General features: G+C 71.1%; 17 protein-coding genes. 11 read left to right on the plus strand and 6 right to left on the minus strand.

What is annotated here, in order from left to right; genetic code table 11:
- Window position 1: 1 nt before the first annotated feature.
- Complete coding sequence (locus tag RWK90_RS13150; protein WP_314038072.1) at window positions 2-1,639, minus strand: acyl-CoA synthetase; 1,638 nt, start codon at window positions 1,637-1,639, stop codon at window positions 2-4.
- 80 nt (window positions 1,640-1,719) lie between these two features.
- Here RWK90_RS13150 and RWK90_RS13155 point away from each other — a divergent pair, with 80 nt between their 5' ends.
- The 5 genes from RWK90_RS13155 (at window position 1,720) to RWK90_RS13175 (ending at window position 7,223) form a co-directional block, all read left to right on the plus strand.
- Window positions 1,720-2,526: a crotonase/enoyl-CoA hydratase family protein gene (locus RWK90_RS13155; RefSeq protein WP_314038073.1), complete on the plus strand. Its 807-nt coding sequence runs from the start codon at window positions 1,720-1,722 to the stop codon at window positions 2,524-2,526.
- A gap of 63 nt (window positions 2,527-2,589) precedes the next feature.
- Complete coding sequence (locus tag RWK90_RS13160; RefSeq protein ID WP_314038074.1) at window positions 2,590-2,967, plus strand: response regulator; 378 nt, start codon at window positions 2,590-2,592, stop codon at window positions 2,965-2,967.
- Window positions 2,968-2,986: 19 nt separating this feature from the next.
- On the plus strand, window positions 2,987-4,246 hold the full coding sequence (locus tag RWK90_RS13165; protein WP_314038075.1) for a HEAT repeat domain-containing protein: 1,260 nt from the start codon (window positions 2,987-2,989) through the stop codon (window positions 4,244-4,246).
- Window positions 4,243-5,685, plus strand: a complete 1,443-nt coding sequence (locus tag RWK90_RS13170) for a glycosyltransferase family 2 protein (protein ID WP_314038076.1) — start codon at window positions 4,243-4,245, stop codon at window positions 5,683-5,685. The genes RWK90_RS13165 and RWK90_RS13170 overlap by 4 nt, the downstream gene beginning before the upstream one ends.
- Complete coding sequence (locus RWK90_RS13175) at window positions 5,682-7,223, plus strand: HAMP domain-containing sensor histidine kinase (RefSeq protein ID WP_314038077.1); 1,542 nt, start codon at window positions 5,682-5,684, stop codon at window positions 7,221-7,223. Before RWK90_RS13170 ends, RWK90_RS13175 begins: the two co-directional genes overlap by 4 nt.
- A gap of 13 nt (window positions 7,224-7,236) precedes the next feature.
- On the opposite strand, the gene RWK90_RS13180 is transcribed toward RWK90_RS13175, so the two are convergent.
- The 3 genes from RWK90_RS13180 to RWK90_RS13190 all read right to left on the minus strand — a co-directional run bounded on the left by RWK90_RS13180 (window position 7,237) and on the right by RWK90_RS13190 (window position 11,487).
- Window positions 7,237-8,697: an aldehyde dehydrogenase family protein gene (locus tag RWK90_RS13180; protein WP_314038078.1), complete on the minus strand. Its 1,461-nt coding sequence runs from the start codon at window positions 8,695-8,697 to the stop codon at window positions 7,237-7,239.
- 37 nt (window positions 8,698-8,734) lie between these two features.
- Window positions 8,735-10,339, minus strand: coding sequence for an acyl-CoA synthetase (locus tag RWK90_RS13185; protein WP_314038079.1), 1,605 nt, complete (start codon window positions 10,337-10,339; stop codon window positions 8,735-8,737).
- Between the two features lie 113 nt (window positions 10,340-10,452).
- Complete coding sequence (locus RWK90_RS13190; RefSeq protein WP_314038080.1) at window positions 10,453-11,487, minus strand: LLM class F420-dependent oxidoreductase; 1,035 nt, start codon at window positions 11,485-11,487, stop codon at window positions 10,453-10,455.
- 104 nt (window positions 11,488-11,591) lie between these two features.
- Between RWK90_RS13190 and RWK90_RS13195 the strand changes: the two genes are divergently transcribed.
- From RWK90_RS13195 to RWK90_RS13215, 5 genes are read left to right on the plus strand one after another with little or no spacing between them, the layout of a single operon-like run.
- On the plus strand, window positions 11,592-12,623 hold the full coding sequence (locus RWK90_RS13195) for an OB-fold domain-containing protein (RefSeq protein WP_314038081.1): 1,032 nt from the start codon (window positions 11,592-11,594) through the stop codon (window positions 12,621-12,623).
- A gap of 12 nt (window positions 12,624-12,635) precedes the next feature.
- Entirely contained in the window at window positions 12,636-13,697 is a 1,062-nt protein-coding gene (locus RWK90_RS13200) for a thiolase domain-containing protein (RefSeq protein WP_314038082.1), read from the plus strand.
- Window positions 13,694-14,914, plus strand: coding sequence for a thiolase domain-containing protein (locus RWK90_RS13205; RefSeq protein WP_314038083.1), 1,221 nt, complete (start codon window positions 13,694-13,696; stop codon window positions 14,912-14,914). The genes RWK90_RS13200 and RWK90_RS13205 overlap by 4 nt, the downstream gene beginning before the upstream one ends.
- Entirely contained in the window at window positions 14,911-15,429 is a 519-nt protein-coding gene (locus tag RWK90_RS13210; RefSeq protein ID WP_314038084.1) for a nuclear transport factor 2 family protein, read from the plus strand. The genes RWK90_RS13205 and RWK90_RS13210 overlap by 4 nt, the downstream gene beginning before the upstream one ends.
- A gap of 1 nt (window position 15,430) precedes the next feature.
- The gene (locus RWK90_RS13215) at window positions 15,431-16,336 is read left to right on the plus strand and encodes a TIGR03619 family F420-dependent LLM class oxidoreductase (protein ID WP_314038085.1); all 906 of its coding nucleotides are present in this window, start codon (window positions 15,431-15,433) and stop codon (window positions 16,334-16,336) included.
- Between the two features lie 21 nt (window positions 16,337-16,357).
- On the opposite strand, the gene RWK90_RS13220 is transcribed toward RWK90_RS13215, so the two are convergent.
- Together RWK90_RS13220 and RWK90_RS13225 are read right to left on the minus strand one after the other, a co-directional pair.
- Window positions 16,358-17,380, minus strand: coding sequence for an alpha/beta hydrolase (locus RWK90_RS13220; RefSeq protein ID WP_314038086.1), 1,023 nt, complete (start codon window positions 17,378-17,380; stop codon window positions 16,358-16,360).
- A 199-nt stretch (window positions 17,381-17,579) separates the two neighbouring features.
- Window positions 17,580-18,824 (minus strand): cytochrome P450, encoded by a 1,245-nt coding sequence (locus tag RWK90_RS13225; RefSeq protein WP_314038087.1) that lies wholly within the window; start codon window positions 18,822-18,824, stop codon window positions 17,580-17,582.
- Window positions 18,825-19,092: 268 nt separating this feature from the next.
- Here RWK90_RS13225 and RWK90_RS13230 point away from each other — a divergent pair, with 268 nt between their 5' ends.
- On the plus strand, window positions 19,093-20,259 hold the full coding sequence (locus RWK90_RS13230; protein WP_314038088.1) for a steroid 3-ketoacyl-CoA thiolase: 1,167 nt from the start codon (window positions 19,093-19,095) through the stop codon (window positions 20,257-20,259).

Consider the following 20,259-nt stretch of genomic DNA (forward strand, 5'->3'; position numbering starts at 1 on the left):
CTCACTTGCTGATCTCCTGGCTGTCATCTGCGGGACGGGACGCGGCGATCTCCGCGGCCCAGCGGTAGTCGGGCTTGCCGGCGGGGTTGCGCTTGACGGACGGCTCGACCCACAACGCGCGCGGGCACTTGTACCGTGCGATCTCCTTGCGCGCGTACTCGTTGAGCTCCTCGATGGGCGGGCACTTGCCGTCCCGGGTGTGCAGTACGGCCGCGACCTTGTGGCCCATCCGGTCGTCGGGCACCCCGATCACCAGCGCGTCGAACACGTCGGGGTGCGTCTTGAGGGCGGCTTCGACCTCCTCCGGGTGCACCTTCTCCCCGCCGGTGTTGATGGACACCGAACCGCGACCGAGCATCGTGACGGTGCCGTCCTCCTCCACGCGCGCGTCGTCGCCGGGGATGGCGTAGCGCCGGCCGTTGAACGTCTTGAACGTCTCGGCGGTCTTGGCCTCGTCCTTGTAGTAGCCCAGGGGGATGTGGCCGGTGCGCGCCACCTTGCCGATGACACCCGACCCGGGCTCGACCTCGTTGCCCTCGGCGTCGAGGACGGTGGTCTCCCCGTCGATCTTCACGCGCGGGCCGCCGGTGTGGGTCTTGCCCTTCTCCGCCAGCGCGATGCCCGAGAACCCGGTCTCCGAGGAGCCGATCGAGTCGGAGATCATGGCGTTGGGAAAGGCGTCCACGAACTGGTCCTTGACGGACGGCGAGAACAGGGCCGCCGAGGAGCCGAGGTAGAACAGCGACGACGCGTCGTACTTCTCCGGGTCCCACGCCTCGATCATGGGCCGCGCCATGGCGTCGCCCGTGATGAACATGAGGTTGATCTTGTGATCCGTCACGGCCTGCCAGACCGCCTCCGGGTCGAACTCCGGGATGAGCACGTTGGTGTGCCCGGCGAACAGCGCCATGAGGATCGCCCACTGCGCCCCGCCGTGGATGAGCGGAGGGAGGGCACATCGGACGAGGACGCCGCCGTCGACCGCCTTGTTCGCCAGCTCCCACTCGTCGGCCACCCGCTCACCGGTGAGGAAGTCGATGCCGCCGCCGAGGACCATGAACACGTCCTCCTGACGCCACATCACGCCCTTGGGCGAGCCCGTGGTCCCGCCGGTGTAGAGCATGTAGATGTCGTCGTTCGAGCGCTCGCCGAAGTCACGCTCGGGAGATTGCGCCGCGAGGGCCTCGTCGTAGTGCGCGACCGAGACCCCCTCCGGCACGGACGGGTCGGGCCCGTCGGTGCCGTCCTCGATGACCAGGCAGTGCCGTACGCCCGGTGTGCGGGGCAGGGTCTGCTCCAGGACGTCCGAGTACCGCCGCTCGTGGATCACCGCGACCGCGTCGGAGTTGTCGAGCAGGTACTCGAGCTCGGCCGACACGTAGCGGAAGTTCACGTTGACCATGACCGCGCGGATCTTGAAGATCGCGACCATGGCCTCGACGGCCTCGATGGTGTTGCGACTGTAGACCGCGACCTTGTCATCCGGCCCCACGCCCACCGACTGGAGGTGGTGCGCGAGCCGGTTGGCCCGCTCCTCCAGCTCCTTGAACGTGAAGGACCGGTCCCCCTGGACCAGGACGAGCCGGTCCGGTACGCGGTCCACGCTGTGCTCTACGAGATCCCCGATGGTGTACGCCATGCGATCAAAGTAGAACGTGTTACCGTCCCGTGGGGCGTGTAACTGTGATCCCGATCAAATTTCTCTCCCAGGAGGACTCCATGACCAGCGTCGACACTCCCGAGGACCAGCACCTGCTCACCGAGCGGCGGGGACACGTCCTGATCGTCACCATGAACCGCCCCGAGGCCCGCAACGCGCTGTCCGGGCCGATGATGCGCGGCATGGAGGCCGCCTGGGACCTCGTCGACTCCGACCCCGACATCCGGGCCTGCATCCTCACCGGCGCCGGCGGCTACTTCTGCGCGGGGGCCGACCTCAAGGCGATGAACAAGGAGGCGCCGGGCGACAAGTTCGCCGGCGGCGGCTGGGACCTCACCCGGCTCCCCGCCCTGCTCAAGGGCCGCCGGCTGAGCAAGCCGCTCATCGCGGCGGTCGAGGGCCCGGCCATCGCCGGCGGCACCGAGATCCTGCAGGGCACCGACATCCGGGTGGCCGGCCGGTCGGCGAAGTTCGGTGTCTCCGAGGCCCGCTGGGGTCTGTACCCCCTCGGTGGCTCGGCCGTGCGGCTGGTCCGACAGATCCCCTACACCGTGGCGATGGACGTCCTCATGACCGGTCGCCACCTGTCGGCCGAGGAGGCCGAGCGGTTCGGGCTCGTCGGTCACGTGGTCGACGACGGCACCGCGCTCGACAAGGCCCTGGAGATCGCCGAGGCGATCGCCGCCAACGGCCCGCTCGCCGTCCAGGGGATGATCGAGACGATCCGACGCACCGAGGGGATGCACGAGGAGGAGGCCTTCCGGGTCGACGCCGAGGTCGGTGGTCGCGTCTTCGCCTCGGCCGACGCCAAGGAGGGCCCGCGCGCCTTCGCGGAGAAGCGGAAGCCCGAGTTCCGGGGAGAGTGACTACCCGCGTTCACATCTGCCTATAAGGTCGACTCGACGGAGGTCGAGGAACGAGGGTGGGCAATGGGTGACGTAGGGCCGCGGGTAGTGATCGCCGACGACGACGAGGACATCCGCGAGCTGGTCGCCTTCAAACTCGGCAACGCCGGGTACGAGGTCCGCACGGCCCGCGACGGGGTCGAGGCGCTCGAGGCGATCACCAGCTTCGCGCCCTCGTTGGCGATCCTCGACGTCATGATGCCCGGCCTGTCCGGGCTCGACGTGCTGCGCCGTATGCGCGACGGAGAGGGGCCGGCGGACTGCCGGGCCCTGCTGCTCACCGCGCGCGCCCGCGACGCCGAGGTGGACGCCGGTTTCGCCGCCGGGGCGGACGACTACGTCATCAAGCCGTTCAGCCCGCGCGAACTGCTCCGCCGCGTCGACGCGTTGCTCGGCCGCTGACGTCACGGGACCCTTCGCCGTGCTCCCCACCTACGAGGACTCCTCGCCCTCCCTGCTCGACGACGTCGCCCCCGAGGTCGCCTCCGGAGTCCTCACCGCGTCCCTGTGGATCCTCGTCGCCGCCGTCGTCGTGCTCATCGTGGTGATGATCTGGGCACACGTCGCCCGCGTCACCCGCGCCCGCCGGGTCGAGCGCATCCTCGCGCCACTGCGCCCGCGCCTGCTCGCCCTCGCCGCCGACGAGGAGCCCACCGGCGACTCCCCCGGGGCACTCGGCCGGTACCGCGAGCGGGTCGTCGACCGGGCCGTCCTCGACCTGTTGGGCAAGGTCCGCGGCGGGGCCGCCACCGCACTGGTCGACGTCCTCGACCGCCACGGCACGGTCGACGGCGCACTGCGCGGCACCCGCTCGTGGTCCGCCACCACCCGCGCGCGCTCGGCACAGATCCTCGGCGCCACCCGCCGCCCCGAACACGCCCCGGTGCTCGCCGGCCTGCTCTCCGACCGCGACCGCGCCGTGCGCGCGACGGCGGCCCGTGCCCTCGGGGTACTCGGTGACGCGACCTACTCCGACGCCGTCCTCCGCGCGGTCCGCGAGGTCCGGGGACTGTCCGGAATCCCCGCGTACGTCGCCGCGGACGCCCTGCTCGTCATGGGCGACGACGTCCGCGAGGCGATACGCCGCGGACTCGACGACGCCGACCCAGGGGTGCGCTACGTCGCCGCGACCGTCGCCGCCCGCGGCGGGATGGCCTCGCTGCTGCCCAGGGTCCTCCAGTTGTTCCGGGGCGACCCCGACGAGCGGGTCCGGGCCGCGGCGACGCGGACCCTCGGGGCGATCGGCGACGCCCGCGTCCTCGACGACCTCGGGCGCGCGCTGGCCGCGGACGAACCCGCGGTCGTCCGACTGGCCGCCGCCACCGCACTCGGCGAACTCGGGGCCCCGGCGGGCGTCCCGCTCCTGCGGCCGGTGCTCGCGGACCGCGACCGCCGACTGGCACAGGTGGCCGCCGGCGCGCTGGCCGCCCTGGGCCGGCCCGGCAGGGACGTCCTCGTCGAGACCCTGCAGCAGGGTCTCGTCCCGTCGGAGGTCTCCGTCCGCAACACCGCGACCACCCCGGCGGCGGATCTCGCCGCCCTCGCCTCGCTCGGCGCCGTCACCGCCATCGGTATCCGCGACCGTCAGCCCCACCTCTACGAGCTGGCCGCCACCGCCGCGCGGCGGGCCGACGAGCCCACCGCGGGAGCCGCCCCACAGGACGAGGAGTCCACGTCGTGATCGAGACCCTCCGGGTGGTGATCGCCACGCTGCTCGACGTGATCGCGTGGCCCATCCTCCTCTACTTCCTGCTCATCAACTCCTCCTACCTGGTGCTCGTCATCGCCGCGGCCGTCGACTTCCGCAGCACGCGACGTCGTCGTCGTCACTCCGGTCGTGTCGAGCGCCTCGGCAGCCACACGGCGCCGGGGGTCACGGTCGTCGTCCCCGCCTACAACGAGGAGGCCGGCGTCGTCGAGGTGACCCGGTCCCTCCTCGGGCTGCGCTACCATCGCCACGAGGTCATCGTCGTCAACGACGGCTCCTCCGACGACACGCTCCGGGTCCTCGTCGAGGCGTTCGACCTGGTCCGCGCGGACCGCGAGGTGCCCTACGAGATCCCCACCCGCCAGGTCCCGCGCGGCATCTACGTCCCCCGCGACGGCTACACCCGCCTCACCGTGATCGACAAGCCCAACTCGGGCCGCTCCGACTCGGTCAACGTCGGCATCAACACCTCCGTCGAGGACCTCATCATCTGCGTCGACGGCGACTCCCTGCTCGACCCCGACGCCCTGCTCATCGTCACCGAACCGTTCGCCGACGACCCGCTGCGCACGGCCGCCACCGGCGGCGTCGTCCGCGTGGCCAACGGGTGCACCATCCGCTCCGGACAGATCGTCGACGTCCGGATGCCCCGCAACCTGCTCGCCCAGATCCAGGCACTCGAGTACCTGCGCTCGTTCTTCCTCGGGCGTTCCGGCTGGTCCAGGCTCGGGGCGCTGATCCTCATCTCCGGCGCCTTCGGCTGCTTCCGGCGCGACCTGCTGGTGGAGGTCGGCGGCCTCGACCCCGACTCGATCGGCGAGGACTTCGAACTCGTCATGCGCATCCACCGCCTGCTGCGGGAGCGCGACCAGGACTACAGGGTGACGTTCGTCCCCGAGCCGGTGTGCTGGACCGAGGTGCCCGAGACACTGCCCGTCCTGCGCAAGCAACGTGCCCGCTGGCACCGCGGCCTGTGGGAGACCCTCGTCAAGCACCGCGTCATGTTCGGCAACCCCCGCTACGGGCGCGCGGGCACGCTGGCGGTCCCGTACTACTGGGCCTTCGAACTGTTCGCCCCGCTCATCGAGGCGGTCGGCCTGGTCCTCATGGTCCTCGGCTTCGCGCTGGGCCTGATCAACCCCACCACGTTCTGGTTGTTCCTCGCCGTGGCGTACGGCTACGCGATCGTCGTGGCACTCGCGGCCGCCGCCGTCGACGAGGTCTACTTCGCCCGCTACCACCGGTTCGGCAGCATGCTCTCGCTCATCAGCTCGGCCGTGCTCGAGAACATCGGCTACCGCCAGCTCCACGTGGTGTGGCGCCTCCGCGGCTGGTGGCAGGCCCTGCGCGGCACCGAGCAGCAGTGGGGCGTCATGACGCGTCGCGGTTTCACCACGGAGACGGCGTCGTGACCGCGCCCGCCCGGCCGCCCCGCAGGGTCTCGCAGATCCTGCGGAGCCGCAGCCGGGACATGTTGGTCCTCGTGGTGGCGGTGGCCCTGCTGGGACCCGTCATGCTGCTGGTCCAGTACTTCTTCTCGCAGCGCACCAGCACCCTGTACACGCCGATCGTCGACACCACGAGCCGACTGGTGATCGATATGCGGTGGGCCCAGTCCGACCTGCGCATGGGCCGGGTCTACGACCTGCCGGGGGCCGCGGACCGGCTGCAGGCGCGGCGCACCGACTCCCAGGCGTCCCTCGACGAACTCCGCCGGCTCATCGGGGACGACTCCGAGTTCGCGCCGGCCCTGCAGGAGCTGTCCACCGCCTCCGACGCGTGGTGGCGGTACGCGAACTCGGTCGTCGGGGGCGGGGCGACCGTTCCCGTCGACACCGACCCCGCCGCGCGGGAGGCCTTCACCGCGGCGCTGGCCGACTTCACGACGATGGTCACGGCCGCGGACACCCTGCACGGCCTCGCCGTGGACAAGCGGACGGAGATCCGGGACCTGCGCACCGCGATCCTCGTGGGGGGGTTCGCGCTGGCGGGTGTGATCATCGTCGCCGCCTCGGTCGCGATCGCCCGCGGCACGCGCCGGACGGCCGAGCTGATCGTCGCGCCCGTGGAGGAGCTCGCCGAGGTCGCGCGCAACGACACGGGGGGTGGTCGGGGCACGCGGGCCGGTACGGACACCGGACCGGCGGAGGTCCGGGCCCTGGCCGCCGCGTTCAACAGCCTGCTCGACACGCGCGACGAGTTCGAGACGACCCGCGACGAGCAGCTCGGCAGACTCCAGGAGCTGGACCGCCAGAAGGACGCCTTCGTGTCCACGGTCAGTCACGAGCTGCGCACTCCCCTGGCCTCGATCGTCGGCTACACTGAGATGCTCTGCGACGGAGACGGCGGGGAGCTGACCGACGCGCAGCACCGCCTGGTCGCCGTGGTCCAGCGCAACGCCGACCGTCTGCGGGGCCTCATCGAGGACCTGCTCACGCTCAGCCGCATCGAGGCGCAGGGACTCGACATCGACCACGACCGCCTCAGCCTCGACGCCGTCGTGGCGAACGTGACCGAGTCGCTGCGCCCCGTGGCCGCACGTGCCGGCCTCACGCTCGTCGAACGACTCGAGCCCGCCGAGGTCATCGGCGACGCTCTCCAACTGGAGCGCGCCGTGACCAACCTCGTGAGCAACGCGATCAAGTTCACCCCCGGGGACGGGACCGTCACCGTGACGGTGGGCGCGGACCAGCACGTCGCGACCGTGACGGTCGCCGACACCGGCATCGGCATCCCGGCCGCCGAACAGGAGCACCTCGGAACCCGGTTCTTCCGGTCGAGTTCCGCGCAGCACCGCTCGATCCCCGGCACCGGTCTCGGGCTGAGCATCGTGCAGGCGATCGCCGAGGGGCACGGTGGCACGCTCGAGTGCGACTCGGTGGAGGACGAGGGCACCACGTTCCGGCTCACGGTCCCCCTGTGGAGCGCCGGCGCCGCCCCGACGGCCTGACGCCCGGGCGGCGCTACAACCCCAGTCGCGTGCGGGCCCGCATCGCCCCGAGGTACGCCGAGGCGAGACGCTTCTTGCCGCGGGTGAACGGCGGCACCACGAGCCCGGAGACGTTGGTGTCGAACGAGTGCAGCGCGACCGCCCGCTCGTGGGTGAAGGTCCGGAACCCGTAGTGGCCGTGGTATCCGCCCATCCCCGAGTTGCCGACCCCTCCGAAGGGGACGGCGGAGGAGGCCATCCCTATCCCGAAGTCGTTGCCGTAGATGCTGCCGGAGCGGGTGCGGTCGGCCACCACCTCGAACCGCTCGTTCCGCTCCCCGTACCAGTACAGGACCAGCGGGCTGGGGCGGTCGTTGACGTACCTGATCGCGTCGGCGAGCGTGTCGTAGCCGAAGACGGTGAGGACGGGGCCGAACACCTCGTCGGAGTCGATCTCCATGTCCGGGGTGACGCCGGTGAGCAGGGTGGGTGCGATCTTGCGGGTCACGGGGTCCGGTAGCCGCTCGGCCGCCGGGGCCGCGTCGCGGCGGTGCGCGCCCTTCGCGACGGCGTCCTCGACGAGCCCGACGATCCGCTCGTAGTTCGAGTCGTTGACGGTGGCGGTGTACTCGGGGTTGCCGACGATGGCGGGAAGGGTGGTGCGCCACTGGTCGAGCACGGTGTCGCAGAACGTGTCGAGACGGTCGCGCGGGACGAACACGTAGTCGGGACACATGCACACCTGCCCGCCGTTGACCAGGCGGGCCGCGGCGATGCTGCGGGCCGCGCGGTCGATGTCGGCGCTCGTGTCGACGAGGACGGGGTTCTTGCCGCCGAGCTCGAGGGTGACGGGCGTGAGGTTCTCGGCGGCGTCCCGGGCGACGGACCGGCCGACGCCCGGTGAGCCGGTGAAGAACAGGTGGTCGTACGCGAGTCGGGAGAAGTCCGAGCCGCGGCCGTGCTCGGGACCGGCGACGGCGAGCTCGTCGACGGCGAAGTACTCGGGCGCGCGGCGGCACAGCACCTCGGTCGTATGCGCGGTGACCGAGGAGGGCCGCATCATCACCCGGTTCCCGGCGCCGAGGGCGGACCCGGCGGGCACGATCGTCAGGTAGAGGGGGAAGTTCCAGGGCCCGATGATGCCCACGACGCCCTTGGGGTCGTGGCGGACCTGTTGGGTGAACCCGACCGCCTCGAGGACCCGGGAGGGGCGGGTGGGTCTCATCCACTTGCGGAGGTGTGCGCGCTGGTGGTCGAGGTCCGGGATGGAGGAGGCGATGTCGGTGAGGGTGGAGAAGGTCTCGGGCCGGGAACCGTAGTCCTCGCGGAGCGCCTCGGTGAGCTCCGCGGCGTTGTCCAGGACGAGCTCCTTGAGCCGCTGGATCCGGTCCCGCCGGATCGCGACGCCCGGCTGGGGGTCGGCGAGGAACGCCTGCTGCTGGCGCTCGAGGATCTGCGCGAGGGTGAGATCGCGGGCGGTGGGAGTGCTGGTCATGTGTCCAGACTAGGGGCCACCGCCCGCGCGCGGGGTGCTACTTCGCGTCCGCCCAGTACGGATCCTTGAGCGTGCGCTTCATGAGCTTGCCGTTGGCCTGCCGGGGCAGTTCGTCCACGACGTCGATCGACCGCGGCATCTTGAACTTGGCGAGTCGACCCGCGAGGTCCTCGAGGATCTGCGCCTTGAGCTCCTCGGACTCGGTGTAGCCCTCGGCGAGCTCGATCACGGCCTTGACCTCCTCGCCCCAGTCGGGGTGCGGGATGCCGAACACGGCGGCGTCGCGCACCGCGTCGTGGCGGGTCATCTCCGACTCGATCTCGGCGGGGTAGATGTTCACACCGCCGGAGATGATCATGTCGTTCTTCCGGTCACAGAGGAACAGGTAACCGTCGGAGTCCACGTAGCCGATGTCGCCCATGGTGAACAGCTCGCCGACGTAGGTCTTGGCGGTCTTCTCGGCGTCCTGGTGGTACTCGAACCTCGAACCGTGCATCTGTAGGTACACGTTGCCGGTCTCGCCGGTGGGCAGCTCGTTGCCGTCGTCGTCGAGGATCTTCAGCGTGGTGGTCTTCCACGGCCGGCCCACGCTGCCGGGCTTGCGGAGCCACTCCTCGCCGGTGATGGTGCAGCCGCCGCCCTCGGTGCCGGCGTAGTACTCGGTGAGCACCGGGCCCCACCACTCGAGCATGGCCTGCTTGACGTGCTTGGGGCAGGGCGCGGCGCCGTGGACGATGGTGCGCAGGCTGGACACGTCGTACTTCGCGCGCACGTCCTCGGGCAGCTCGAGCAGGCGCGAGAACTGGGTGGGGACCATGTGCGACTGGGTGACGCCGTGGGCGTCGATGAGGCGCAGCATCTCCTCGGGGGTCCACTTGTCCATGAGGACGACCGTCTGACCGAGGTTGAGCGAGATGGTGACGAAGTTGAGCACGGCCGTGTGGTACAGCGGCGAGCCGCAGATGTGGACGTTGTCCGGGGCCTCGATGCCGAACCCGGCGAAGAAGTAGTAGTTGGGGACGGTGACCTGGTCGGGCGAGGCGCCGGTGAGCGGGCGGCGGACGCCCTTGGGGCGCCCGGTGGTGCCCGAGGTGTAGAGCATCGGGGCACCGAGGGTCCGCGACGACGGCAAGGGGTCCGATCCCCGGGCCGGGGCGGTCAGCTCGGGGAGCGGACGGAATCCGGGGACGTCACCGATGGCGAAGCAGCGCGCGGGGTCGAGCCCGGCCTCGGCGGCGGCGGCGGTCGCGACGTCGGCGAACCGCTCGTCCGCGATGAACACCGTCGACCCCGAGTTCTCGAGGATGTAGGCCACCTCGGGGCCGGTGAGGTGCCAGTTGGCCGGCGCGACGTAGAGGCCGATCTCGATGGCCGCGTAGTACACCTGCAGGAACTCGATGCTGTTCGGGGCGAGCAGGACGATGCAGTCCCCGGTCTCCAGCCCCAGGTCGCGCAGTCCGCGCGCGTAGCCGTGGGCGGTGTCGGCGAGCTCGCCGTAGGTCACCGCGCGGCCGGCCGCCTCGATGACCGCCGTGCGGTCCGGCTCGGCCTCGGCGATCCGGTAGACGCTGGTCACGTGCTCCCCGGTCCGCGGGTCGGGGACGCCGGCGTCGGACGGGACGGTGGGGGTGGGTGCGCTCATGCCGGTCATGGTAGAACGCGTTCTACGTATGCGACAGGGGTTTCCCCGGGGCCGCGGGCGCGCCGCACGGGCCGCGACCGCGACCCGCGGAACCCGGCGCGCCCGCCGCCGGGTCAGTCGATGAGCTGCGCGATCTGTTCGATCTGCTCGACCGTGCGGGCGGTCACCACGAGCATCGTGATGCCGGCGGCCTCCCACTCCGCGACCTGCGACCGCACCGAGGCCAGATCCCCGATGATCGCGGTGGCCTCGATCATCTCGTCGGGCACGGCGGCCGCGGCCTCCTCCTTGCGCCCGGAGCGGAACAGCTCGGTGATCCGGTCGACCTCGGCGTCGAAGCCCATGCGCCGCAGGGCCTCGGCGTGGAAGTTCTTCTCCTCCGCGCCCATGCCGCCGGCGTAGAGGGCGGTGGTCGGCTTGTACGCGTCGAGCACGGCCCGCCGATCGTCGGTGATGTGCAGCTGGCAGAGGAACGCGACCTCGAAGTCCTCGCGGGTGCGGCGCGCGCCGGGCCGGGCGAAGCCCTCGTCGAGCCACGAGTTGAACTCCCCGGCCGTGCGCGGCGAGGCGAGGAAGCCCAGCCAGCCGTCGGCGACCTCCGCGGCCAGCGCCACGTTCTTCGGCCCCTCGGCCCCCAGCCAGATGGGCACGTCCTCGCGCAACGGGTGGACGATGGACTTCAGCGGCTTGCCGAACCCGGAGGCGTCGGGCCCGGCGTAGGGCAGGGTGTACGCGGGTCCGTCGGAGGTGACGGGCGCCTCGCGGGCCAGCACCTTGCGGACGATGTCGATGTACTCGCGGGTCCGGGCGAGCGGCTTGGCGAACGGTTGCCCGTACCAGCCCTCGACGACCTGCGGTCCCGAGACGCCCAGCCCCAGCGCGAAGCGACCGCCGGATAGGTGGTCCAGGGTCATGGTGCTCATGGCCGTGGCCGTGGGCGTGCGTGCGGACAGCTGGACGACGGCGGTGGAGAGGCGGATGCGCTCGGTGAGCGAGCCGTACCAGGCCAGCGGGGTGAACGCGTCCGATCCCCAGGCCTCCGCGGTGAACACGGTGTCGAAGCCGGCCCTGTCCGCCGCGACCACGAGGTCGGCGTGGTTGGTGGGCGGCTGGGCGCCCCAGTATCCGAGCTGCAAGGCGAATTTCATGGGCCTCAGTGTGGCGCACGGCGCGCCGCGGTGGGTGCGCGCCCGTGGAATCCCGGCTCGGGGAAACCCCCACACCGAGCGGTGGAACGTGTTCTACTTGGCCTGTGACATCCAGAGAGATCGTTGTCGATATCACCCCGCCCGCAGAGCCCGTGCTCTCGGCCGCCCTGGCGCCGTCGTTCGACTACACCAGGTCCACCGGCCCGGTGCTGGGAGCGTTCTTCACCGGCCTGAGGGACGGGCGCCTCGTCGGTAACCGCGATTCCCGCGGCACCGTCCACCTGCCGCCGGTCGAGTACGACCCCCACACGCGCGAGGCCCTCACGGAGACCGTCGAGATCGCCTCGGGTCCCGCGATCGAGGGCGTCGTCGTCGTCTGGTCCTGGGTCGCCTCCCCCACCGACGTCAACCCGCTCGACTCCCCGTTCGCCTGGGCTCTCGTACGGTTCGACGGTGCGGACACGGCCATGCTCCTGCCCCTGGCCGCCGACGGCCCCGGCGCGGTGAGCACCGGCATGCGCGTGCGCCTGCGGTGGGCCGCCGAGCGGACCGGGACGATCCACGACATCGCGTGCGTGGTCCCGGCCGACTCCGCGGGCGACGCGGCCGGGAACGGCGACGGCGACGACGACGAGGCCCCGCGGTCGCACGACGAGCCGGTCACCGGCGTGGTGACGCCGATCGGTCTGTCGGTCACCCACACGGCGGGACCCGCGGAGAGCGAGTTCCTCCGCGCGATCGTGCAGGGACGGATGCTCGGGCGGCGCCGTTCCAACGGCCCCGAGGTCTACGTCCCGCCCCGCGACTACTGTCCGTCGGACGGCGTGGCGATGGGCGAGTACGTCGAGGTCTCCGACGTCGGCACCGTCACCACCTTCGGCATCGTCAACGTGCCGTTCGCGGGGCAGCAGATCACGCCCCCCTACGTCACCGCCTACATCCTGCTCGACGGCTCGGACGTGCCCATCCAGCATCTCGTGCTGGGCTGTGAGGCGTCCGAGGTCCGGATGGGCATGCGCGTGCGCGCGGTCTGGGCGCCCGAGGCCGACCGGCCCGCGTCGATGAAGGCGATCACGCACTTCGAGCCGACCGGCGATCCCGACGCCGACCCCGCCACCTACGCCAAGCACCTGTAGAGGACACCACCCGTGACCCCCAACGCACCCCGGGACGTGGCCGTCGTCGGATTCGCCCACGCCCGCCACACCGAATCCACCTTCGGCACCACCAACGGTGTCGAGATGCTCGCCCCGGTCTTCGCCGAGTGCTACCGGCAGACCGGCCTGGACCGCACCGACATCGACTTCTGGTGCTCCGGCTCGTCGGACTACCTCGCCGGCCGCGCCTTCTCCTTCATCTCCGCGGTCGACTCGATCGGTGCGTTCCCGCCGATCGCCGAGTCGCACGTGGAGATGGACGCCGCCTGGGCGTTCTTCGAGGCCTACCTCAAGATCGCCACCGGCCAGGCCGACACCGCGCTGGTGTACGGCTTCGGCAAGGCCTCGGCCAGCACCGACCTCGACACCGCGCTGGCGCTGCAGCTCGACCCGTACACCGTCGCGCCGCTGTGGCCGGGCCGCCACCACCTCGCGGGCCTGCAGGCCCGCGCCGGCATCGACTCCGGCCGCTGGTCGGAGTCCGACATGGCCGCCGTCGCCGCGCGCGCGACCGGCCGCGAGGTCGCCGACCTGCTCGCCGAGCCGTACGTCGCCGACCCGCTGCGCCGCCACGACTGCCCGCCGGTGACCGACGGCGCCGGCGCGATCATCCTCGCCTCCGGCGACCGGGCCCGCGAGCTGTGCGACACCCCGGCCTACGTGGCCGGCATCGAACACATCGCGGACTCCGCGGAGTTCGGCGCCCGCGACCTCACGGACTCCCCGTCCGCACGAGCCGCCGCCGTCCGCGCGACCGGCGCCTCGGGGGAGCGCCCCGACCTCGGCGGCGTCACCGTCGCCGAGCTGCACACCCAGTACTCGCACCAGGAGCTCATCCTGCGCGCGGCGCTGGGCCTGGCCGACGACGTGGCGGTCACCCCGTCCGGCGGCTCCCTGGTCGCCGACCCGCTGTTCTCCGCGGGCCTCGAGCGCATCGGCTACGCCGCGCACAGCATCTGGGAGGGCCGCTCCGAGCGCGCCCTCGCCCACGCCACCAGTGGTCACCTGCTGCAGCAGAACCTCGTCTGCCTCCTGGAAGGACGCCCCGCATGAGCGCCCCCACCTCCGGAACCCGCTCCGGCACCCACGGCTCCGGCCTGCCCGCCGCCGTCCTCGGCACCGGCCAGACCCACCACGTCGCCCGCCGCACCGACGTCTCCATGGCCGGCCTGTGCCGCGAGGCCATCGACGCCGCCATGGCCGACGCCGGGGTGGGCTGGGACGACATCGACGCGGTGATCGTGGGCAAGGCCCCCGACCTGTTCGAGGGCGTCATGATGCCCGAGCTCATGATGGCCGACGCCCTGGGCGCCGTCGGCAAGCCGCTGCTGCGCGTGCACACCGCCGGTTCCGTCGGCGGTTCCACCGCCGTCGTGGCCGCCTCCCACGTCCAGTCCGGCCGCTACCGCCGGGTCCTGGCCGTGGCGTGGGAGAAGCAGTCCGAGTCCAACGCCATGTGGGCGCTGAGCCTGCCCGTTCCGTTCACCGCACCCGTCGGGGCCGGCGCCGGCGGCTACTTCGCCCCCCACGTGCGCTCCTACATCCGCACCACCGGCGCCCCCGAGCACGTGGGCGCGATGGTCGCGGTCAAGGACCGGCTCAACGGCTCGGTCAACCCGTACGCGCACCTCAAGCAGCCCGACATCACGGTCGACAAGGTGCTCGCCGGGCAGATGCTGTGGGACCCCATCCGCTACGACGAGACCTGCCCGTCCTCGGACGGCGCGTGCGCGATCGTGATCGGGGACGCCGAGGCCGCCGAGGCCGTGGAGGCCACCGGCCGGCAGGTCGCCTGGGTCCACGCCACCTCACTGCGCACCGAGCCGGGCACGTTCTCCGGCCGCAACTACAAGAACCCGCAGGCGGGCCGCGACGCGGCCGCCGCCCTGTGGGCCGAGGCGGGGATCACCAACCCCGCCGAGGAGATCGACGCCGCCGAGATCTACGTGCCGTTCTCCTGGTTCGAGCCCATGTGGCTGGAGAACCTGGGCTTCTGCGCCGAGGGCGAGGGCTGGAGGATGACCGAGTCCGGGGCCACCGGCCGCGACGGCTCCCTGCCCGTCAACCCCTCCGGCGGCGTCCTGTGCTCCAACCCCATCGGCGCCTCCGGCATGCTCCGCTTCGCCGAGGCCGCCCGCCAGGTGATGAACCGTGCCGACGAGCACCAGATCCCCGGTGCCCGCAAGGCCCTCGGCCACGCGTACGGCGGCGGCTCGCAGTACTTCTCCATGTGGGTCGTCGGGACCGACCGTCCGGAGCGCCGCTCGTGAGCAACCCCTACCTGGACGAGACCGGTCAGTACCGGCCTCTGCAGATGAGCGAGGCCGCGCTGGCGAGCCCCGCCTACGCCGCCGCGCGCCGCTCCTGGGCCGCGACCAACACCGGCGACCGCGACGCCTGGATCGCCGGGTGGTCGCCCGAGGGCACCATCGAGGATCCCGTGGGTCCGTCGATGTTCGACGCCGAGGGCCTCGGCCACACCGGCACCGAGCGGCTCCTGGAGTTCTGGGAGAAGGCCGTGGCCACCCCGGACCACATCGAGTTCCGCTTCGACCGCGGGATCGCGGTGGGCGACGAGCTGCTCTGCATCGGTACGATGCGCACCCATATGGGAGAGAGCATCATGGAGATCGACATCGCGGTGGACTACCGCGTCGACTCCGACGGCCGCCTGATCTCCCTGCGCGCGTTCTGGGAGCACGACGTGGCCATGGCCACCGGCCTGCGCCCCCTCACCCACGACGACACGGCGGCCATCGCCGGCGCCCTGCGGAAGGACTCCTGACATGACTCGCGTAGCGGACGTCGACTTCTCCGTCCCGGTGTCCTTCTCCCCCGTCGACCAGTACATCGACCTGGCCCGCGGCGCGGAGGCCGCCGGCTTCGACCGGATCGTCCTGCCCGACTCCCTGTTCCACCCCCGCCGCCAGGACGAGGACTACCCGTACACACCGGACGGGTCCCGGATGTGGGACGAGAACACCCAGTGGGTCGAGCCGCTCATCGCCTCCGCCGCCATGGGCGGGGCCACCTCGACCATCCGGTTCTGCCCGCAGGTCCTCAAGGTCGGCCCGCGCAACCCGCTGCTGCTCACGCGGCAGGTGGCCTCCGTCGCCCTCATGACCGGCAACCGACTGGACCTGGGCGTGGGCATCGGCTGGGATCCCAACGAGTTCGAGTGGTGCGGCGCTCCGTTCAAGGGCCGCGGCAAACGCGTCGACGAGTCCCTGGCGATCATGCGCGAGGGCCTGCGCGGTGAGTGGATGGAGTTCCACGGCGACCACTTCGACTTCGACGAGCTCATCTTCACCCCGGCCCCGTCCGAGCAGGTGCCGTTCTACGTGGGCGGCCACACCGAGATCGCGCTCAAGCGCGCCGCCCGCCTCGGCCAGGGCTGGACCAGCGCGATGATGAAGTTCGACGAGATCGTGGCGACCGTGAACCGCCTGGGCGAGTTGCTCGCCGAGCGCGGCCGCTCGCTGGCCGACCGGGGTGACGGCAAGCCGTTCGCCATCCAGGTGGTGTGTCTGGACCGGTTCGGCTCGAAGGGCTTCGCCGAACTGGCCGAGGCGGGCGTCACCGACATCATCGTCCTGCCGTGGCTCATCGAGGGTCTCGGGTACGACGCCACGGCCGAGCAGAAGATCGAGTCGCTCCACCGCTTCGGCGAGAAGTACGGCCTCACCGGCTGACACCCGGCCCGCGGCGCCGCGTCAGGCGGGCACGTGCGCGGCGATGTCCTCGAGGCAGGCCAGCAGTGCGCGGTGCGTGTCCTCGGTGGCCTCGAGGTGCATGAGGTGCCCGGCCGGGGACGGGATCGCCCGGACCATGCGCACGTCGTCGTGGTAGCGGCCGAGCTTGGTCAGCGGATCGCGGCCGTGGAAGCCCTCGAGGTCGGGGTCGTGCTCGGAATACAGGAAGTAGTAGGGCACCGGGTTCGTCTGCCGTTCGAACTCCTTGCGGGCGTGCCAGCTGACGTCCATCGCGCGGTACCACTGCAGGGGGCCGGCGAACCCGGTGCGCGCGTACTCCGCCTCGTAGACGTCCATCTCCTCCACCGAGAGCCACGGCCACGGCAGGGCCGGGGCTTCGGGCAGGGCGTCGAGGTAGGTCGTCCCCGGCGGCTGCTTCCACACGTCGAGGTAGTGGTAGTCGGCGGACAGCGCCCAGAACACGCGGGTCAGGAATTCGCGTTCGCGGCCGGCGAGGTCGGCCTCGGCGACGCCGGGCTGCGCGAAGTAGTGCAGGTGGAGGAAGTGCTGCGCGGCCATCATCGCCGATCCCTCGAGCGGCGGGACGGAGCCGGCCGTGCTCATGAAGGGGTTCTCCATGCCGATCACGGCACGGACCCGCCCGGGTTCGAGGTGGCACGTGTCGTAGGCGACGCCCGCCCCGAAGTCGAAGCCCACCAGCACGACCCTGTCGGCGCCCTCGGCGTCGCAGACGGCCACCACGTCGTCGACGACCTCCCGGGGCGCGTACGCCTCCACGTCGGTCGGGGCGTCGGATCCGCCCATGCCGCGCAGGTCCGGGGCGATGACCCGCCATCCCGCCGCGGTCAGGACGGGGATGAGGCGGTGCCAGGTGAACCAGAAGTGCGGGAACCCGTGCAGCAGCACGACGGTCCCCGGTGCGTCACCGGCCGCGGCGTCGGGGGTCCCGGCGTCGGCCTCGGGCTCGGCGACGACGTAGTGCAGCCGCACGCCGTCCCGGTCGATGTGGCGATGGTCGGGCATGCGTTCACCTTGCCTGGTCGGGCGGTCGTCGGCGGGGGTTTCGGTCGAGGGCGCCGTCCCCGGGGGTCGACGAAGAGAATCTCGACGACGACGAGGTCGATCCCTCGGACACGTGAGCCCCGGCCCTGCCTCGGCGAGCAGGCGGGACCGGGGCTGCGCGGCCGCCCACGGGGTGGGCGGCCGCGGGTGCGGTCTCAGCTCAGTGCATGACGGGGCACTTGAAGTCGACCTTCCAGTCCTGGATGGCGTTGAGCCATCCGGAGCGCAGGCGCGTCGCGTCGCCCATCGAGGTGATGTCGGGCATGTGGTCGGCGATCGCGTTGAAGATCAGCTCGATCTGGAGCTTCGCGAGGTTCGCGCCGATGCAGTAGTGCGGCCCGTTGCCGCCGAACGTCAGGTGCGGGTTCGGGTCACGGAGGATGTTGAAGCTGAACGGATCTTCGAACACGTCCTCGTCGAAGTTCGCCGAGCCGTACATGATGGCGGCGCGGTCGCCCTTCTTCATGGTGACGCCGCCGATCTCGACGTCCTCGGTGGCGGTGCGCTGGAACGAGCTGATGGGCGAGGCCCAGCGGAGAATCTCGTCGTAGGTGGTCTCCGGCCGTTCCTTCTTGAACAGCTCCCACTGGTCGGGGTTCTCGAGGAACGCGATCATGCCGTGGGTCGTGGCGTTGCGGGTGGTCTCGTTTCCGGCCACCGCCAGCAGCACCACGAACCAGCCGAACTCGTCGGAGGTGAGCTTCTCGCCGTCGAGATCGGCCTGGACGAGCTTGGTGACCAGGTCGTCGCGGGGGTCGACCTCGCGCTTGGCCGCGAGCTCCTGGGCGTAGCTCAGGACCATCGCGTTGGCCATCTGCGACTCCTCGACCTTGCCGGGGACGTCGTAGCTGGTCATCTGGTTGGACCACTCGAAGATCTGGTGGCGGTCCTCCATCGGGATGCCGATGAGCTCCGCGATCGCCTGCAGCGGCAGCTCGGAGGCCACGTCGACGATGAAGTCGCCGCTGCCCTTGGCCGCGGCGGTCTGCACGATGTTCTTGGCCTTCTCCTCGAGGTTCTCGCGCATCTTCTCGATGTTGCGCGGGGTGAAGCCCTTGGAGATGATCCGCCGGTACTTCTTGTGGTCCTCGCCGTCCTGGTTGATGAACAGCAGGCGGGTGAGTTCGACGATCTCCCGCTCGGTCCCGGGCGCGAACCGCGGGATCGCGGTGTTCTCGAAGGTGGAGAAGACCTCGTTGGTGCGGCGCGAGATCTCCTTGACGTCCTCGTGCTTGGTGACGACCCAGTACCCGTCGTCGTCGAATCCGTCGGCTCCGGGCTCCTTCGCGCACCACCAGATCGGCTCGGTACGGCGGAGGTGGGCCCATTCGGGATGCGGGAGCCGCTTCTCGTAGAGCTCCGGATCCGTGAAGTCGAACCCCTCGGGAATGGTGACTGGCTGCACTGGCACTCCTTGACCGCGTCGGTTGCGTCATGTGCTCGTCGAACGGACGACGGGGGCCGTGGCGACCGGTCCCCCGAACGGTGATCTAGAACACGTTACAGGCACCATACTGGAACACGTTCCTTCGTGGGCGTTCGTTCTTTGTTCGCCTCACTTCCCGCGCCATCGCCCGCACCGCGGGACCCCCGCCCGCGAACTCCGGGTCGGATCCTCTGGTCGATGACGTAAACTAGAACCCGTTCTAACGTTGCTTCAGGAGGAGCGCCCCATGGGAAATCCCGTCATCGTCGAGGCCGTCCGCACCCCGATCGGCAAGGCTCGCGGCGCCCTGTCCGGTCTTCACCCCGCGCACCTGCTGGGCGCCTCCCAGAAAGAGGTCATCCGCCGCGCCGGGATCGACGCCTCGCTCGTGGAGCAGGTCGTCGGCGGCTGCGTGTCGCAGGCCGGTGCGCAGGCCAACAACGTCACCCGCGGCGCGTGGCTCGCCTCCGGCCTGCCCTGGCAGACCGCCTGCACCACCATCGACTGCCAGTGCTCGTCCGCCCAGCAGGCCAACCACTTCATCGCCAACCTCATCCACGCGGGTGCGATCGACGTGGGCATCGCCTGCGGCGTGGAGTCGATGAGCTGGATCGCGCTGCGTGCGGCCGTGGGCAACGGTGAGAACGGGATGCCCCGGCCGGACGACTGGGAGCTGGACCTGCCGGACCAGTTCACCGCCGCCGACCGCATCGCCGCCCGCCGTGGCCTGTCCCGGGCCGACCTGGAGGAGCTGGGTGTTCGTTCCCAGGCCAACGCGAAGCGCGCCTGGGAGGAGGGCCGCTTCGATCGTGAGACCTTCGCCGTCGAGGCCCCCGAGCGCCTCAAGGACGGCACCTACACCGGCGAGACGGTGACCGTCACCCGCGACCAGGGCCTCCGCGAGACCACCGCCGAGTCTCTCGCCGGCCTCAAGCCCGTGATGGAGGGCGGCCTGCACACGGCCGGCACCTCCAGCCAGCTCTCCGACGGCTCCGCTGCAGTTCTGCTCATGGACGAGGACGTCGCCCGCGCCCACGGGCTGACCCCGCGTGCGCGCATCGTCCACCAGGCCCTGGTCGGCGGCGAGCCGGAGTACCACCTCGACGGTCCCGTCCAGGCCACCCAGCGGGTCCTCGACCGCTCGGGGATGTCCATCTCCGACTTCGATCTCTTCGAATGCAACGAGGCGTTCGCCTCGGTGCTCCTAAGCTGGGCGCAGGTGCACGGGCCCGACATGGACAAGGTCAACGTCAACGGCGGTGCGATCGCGATCGGCCACCCCGTCGGCAGCACCGGGTCGCGGCTCATCACCACCGCCCTGCACGAGCTCGAGCGCACGGACGGCGAACGCGCCCTCGTCACGATGTGCGCGGGCGGCGCCCAGGCGTCGGCGAGCATCATCGAGAGGATCTGA

The sequence above is a fragment of the Dietzia sp. CH92 genome (genome assembly GCF_032248695.1).
Classification (GTDB): Bacteria; Actinomycetota; Actinomycetes; order Mycobacteriales; family Mycobacteriaceae; genus Dietzia.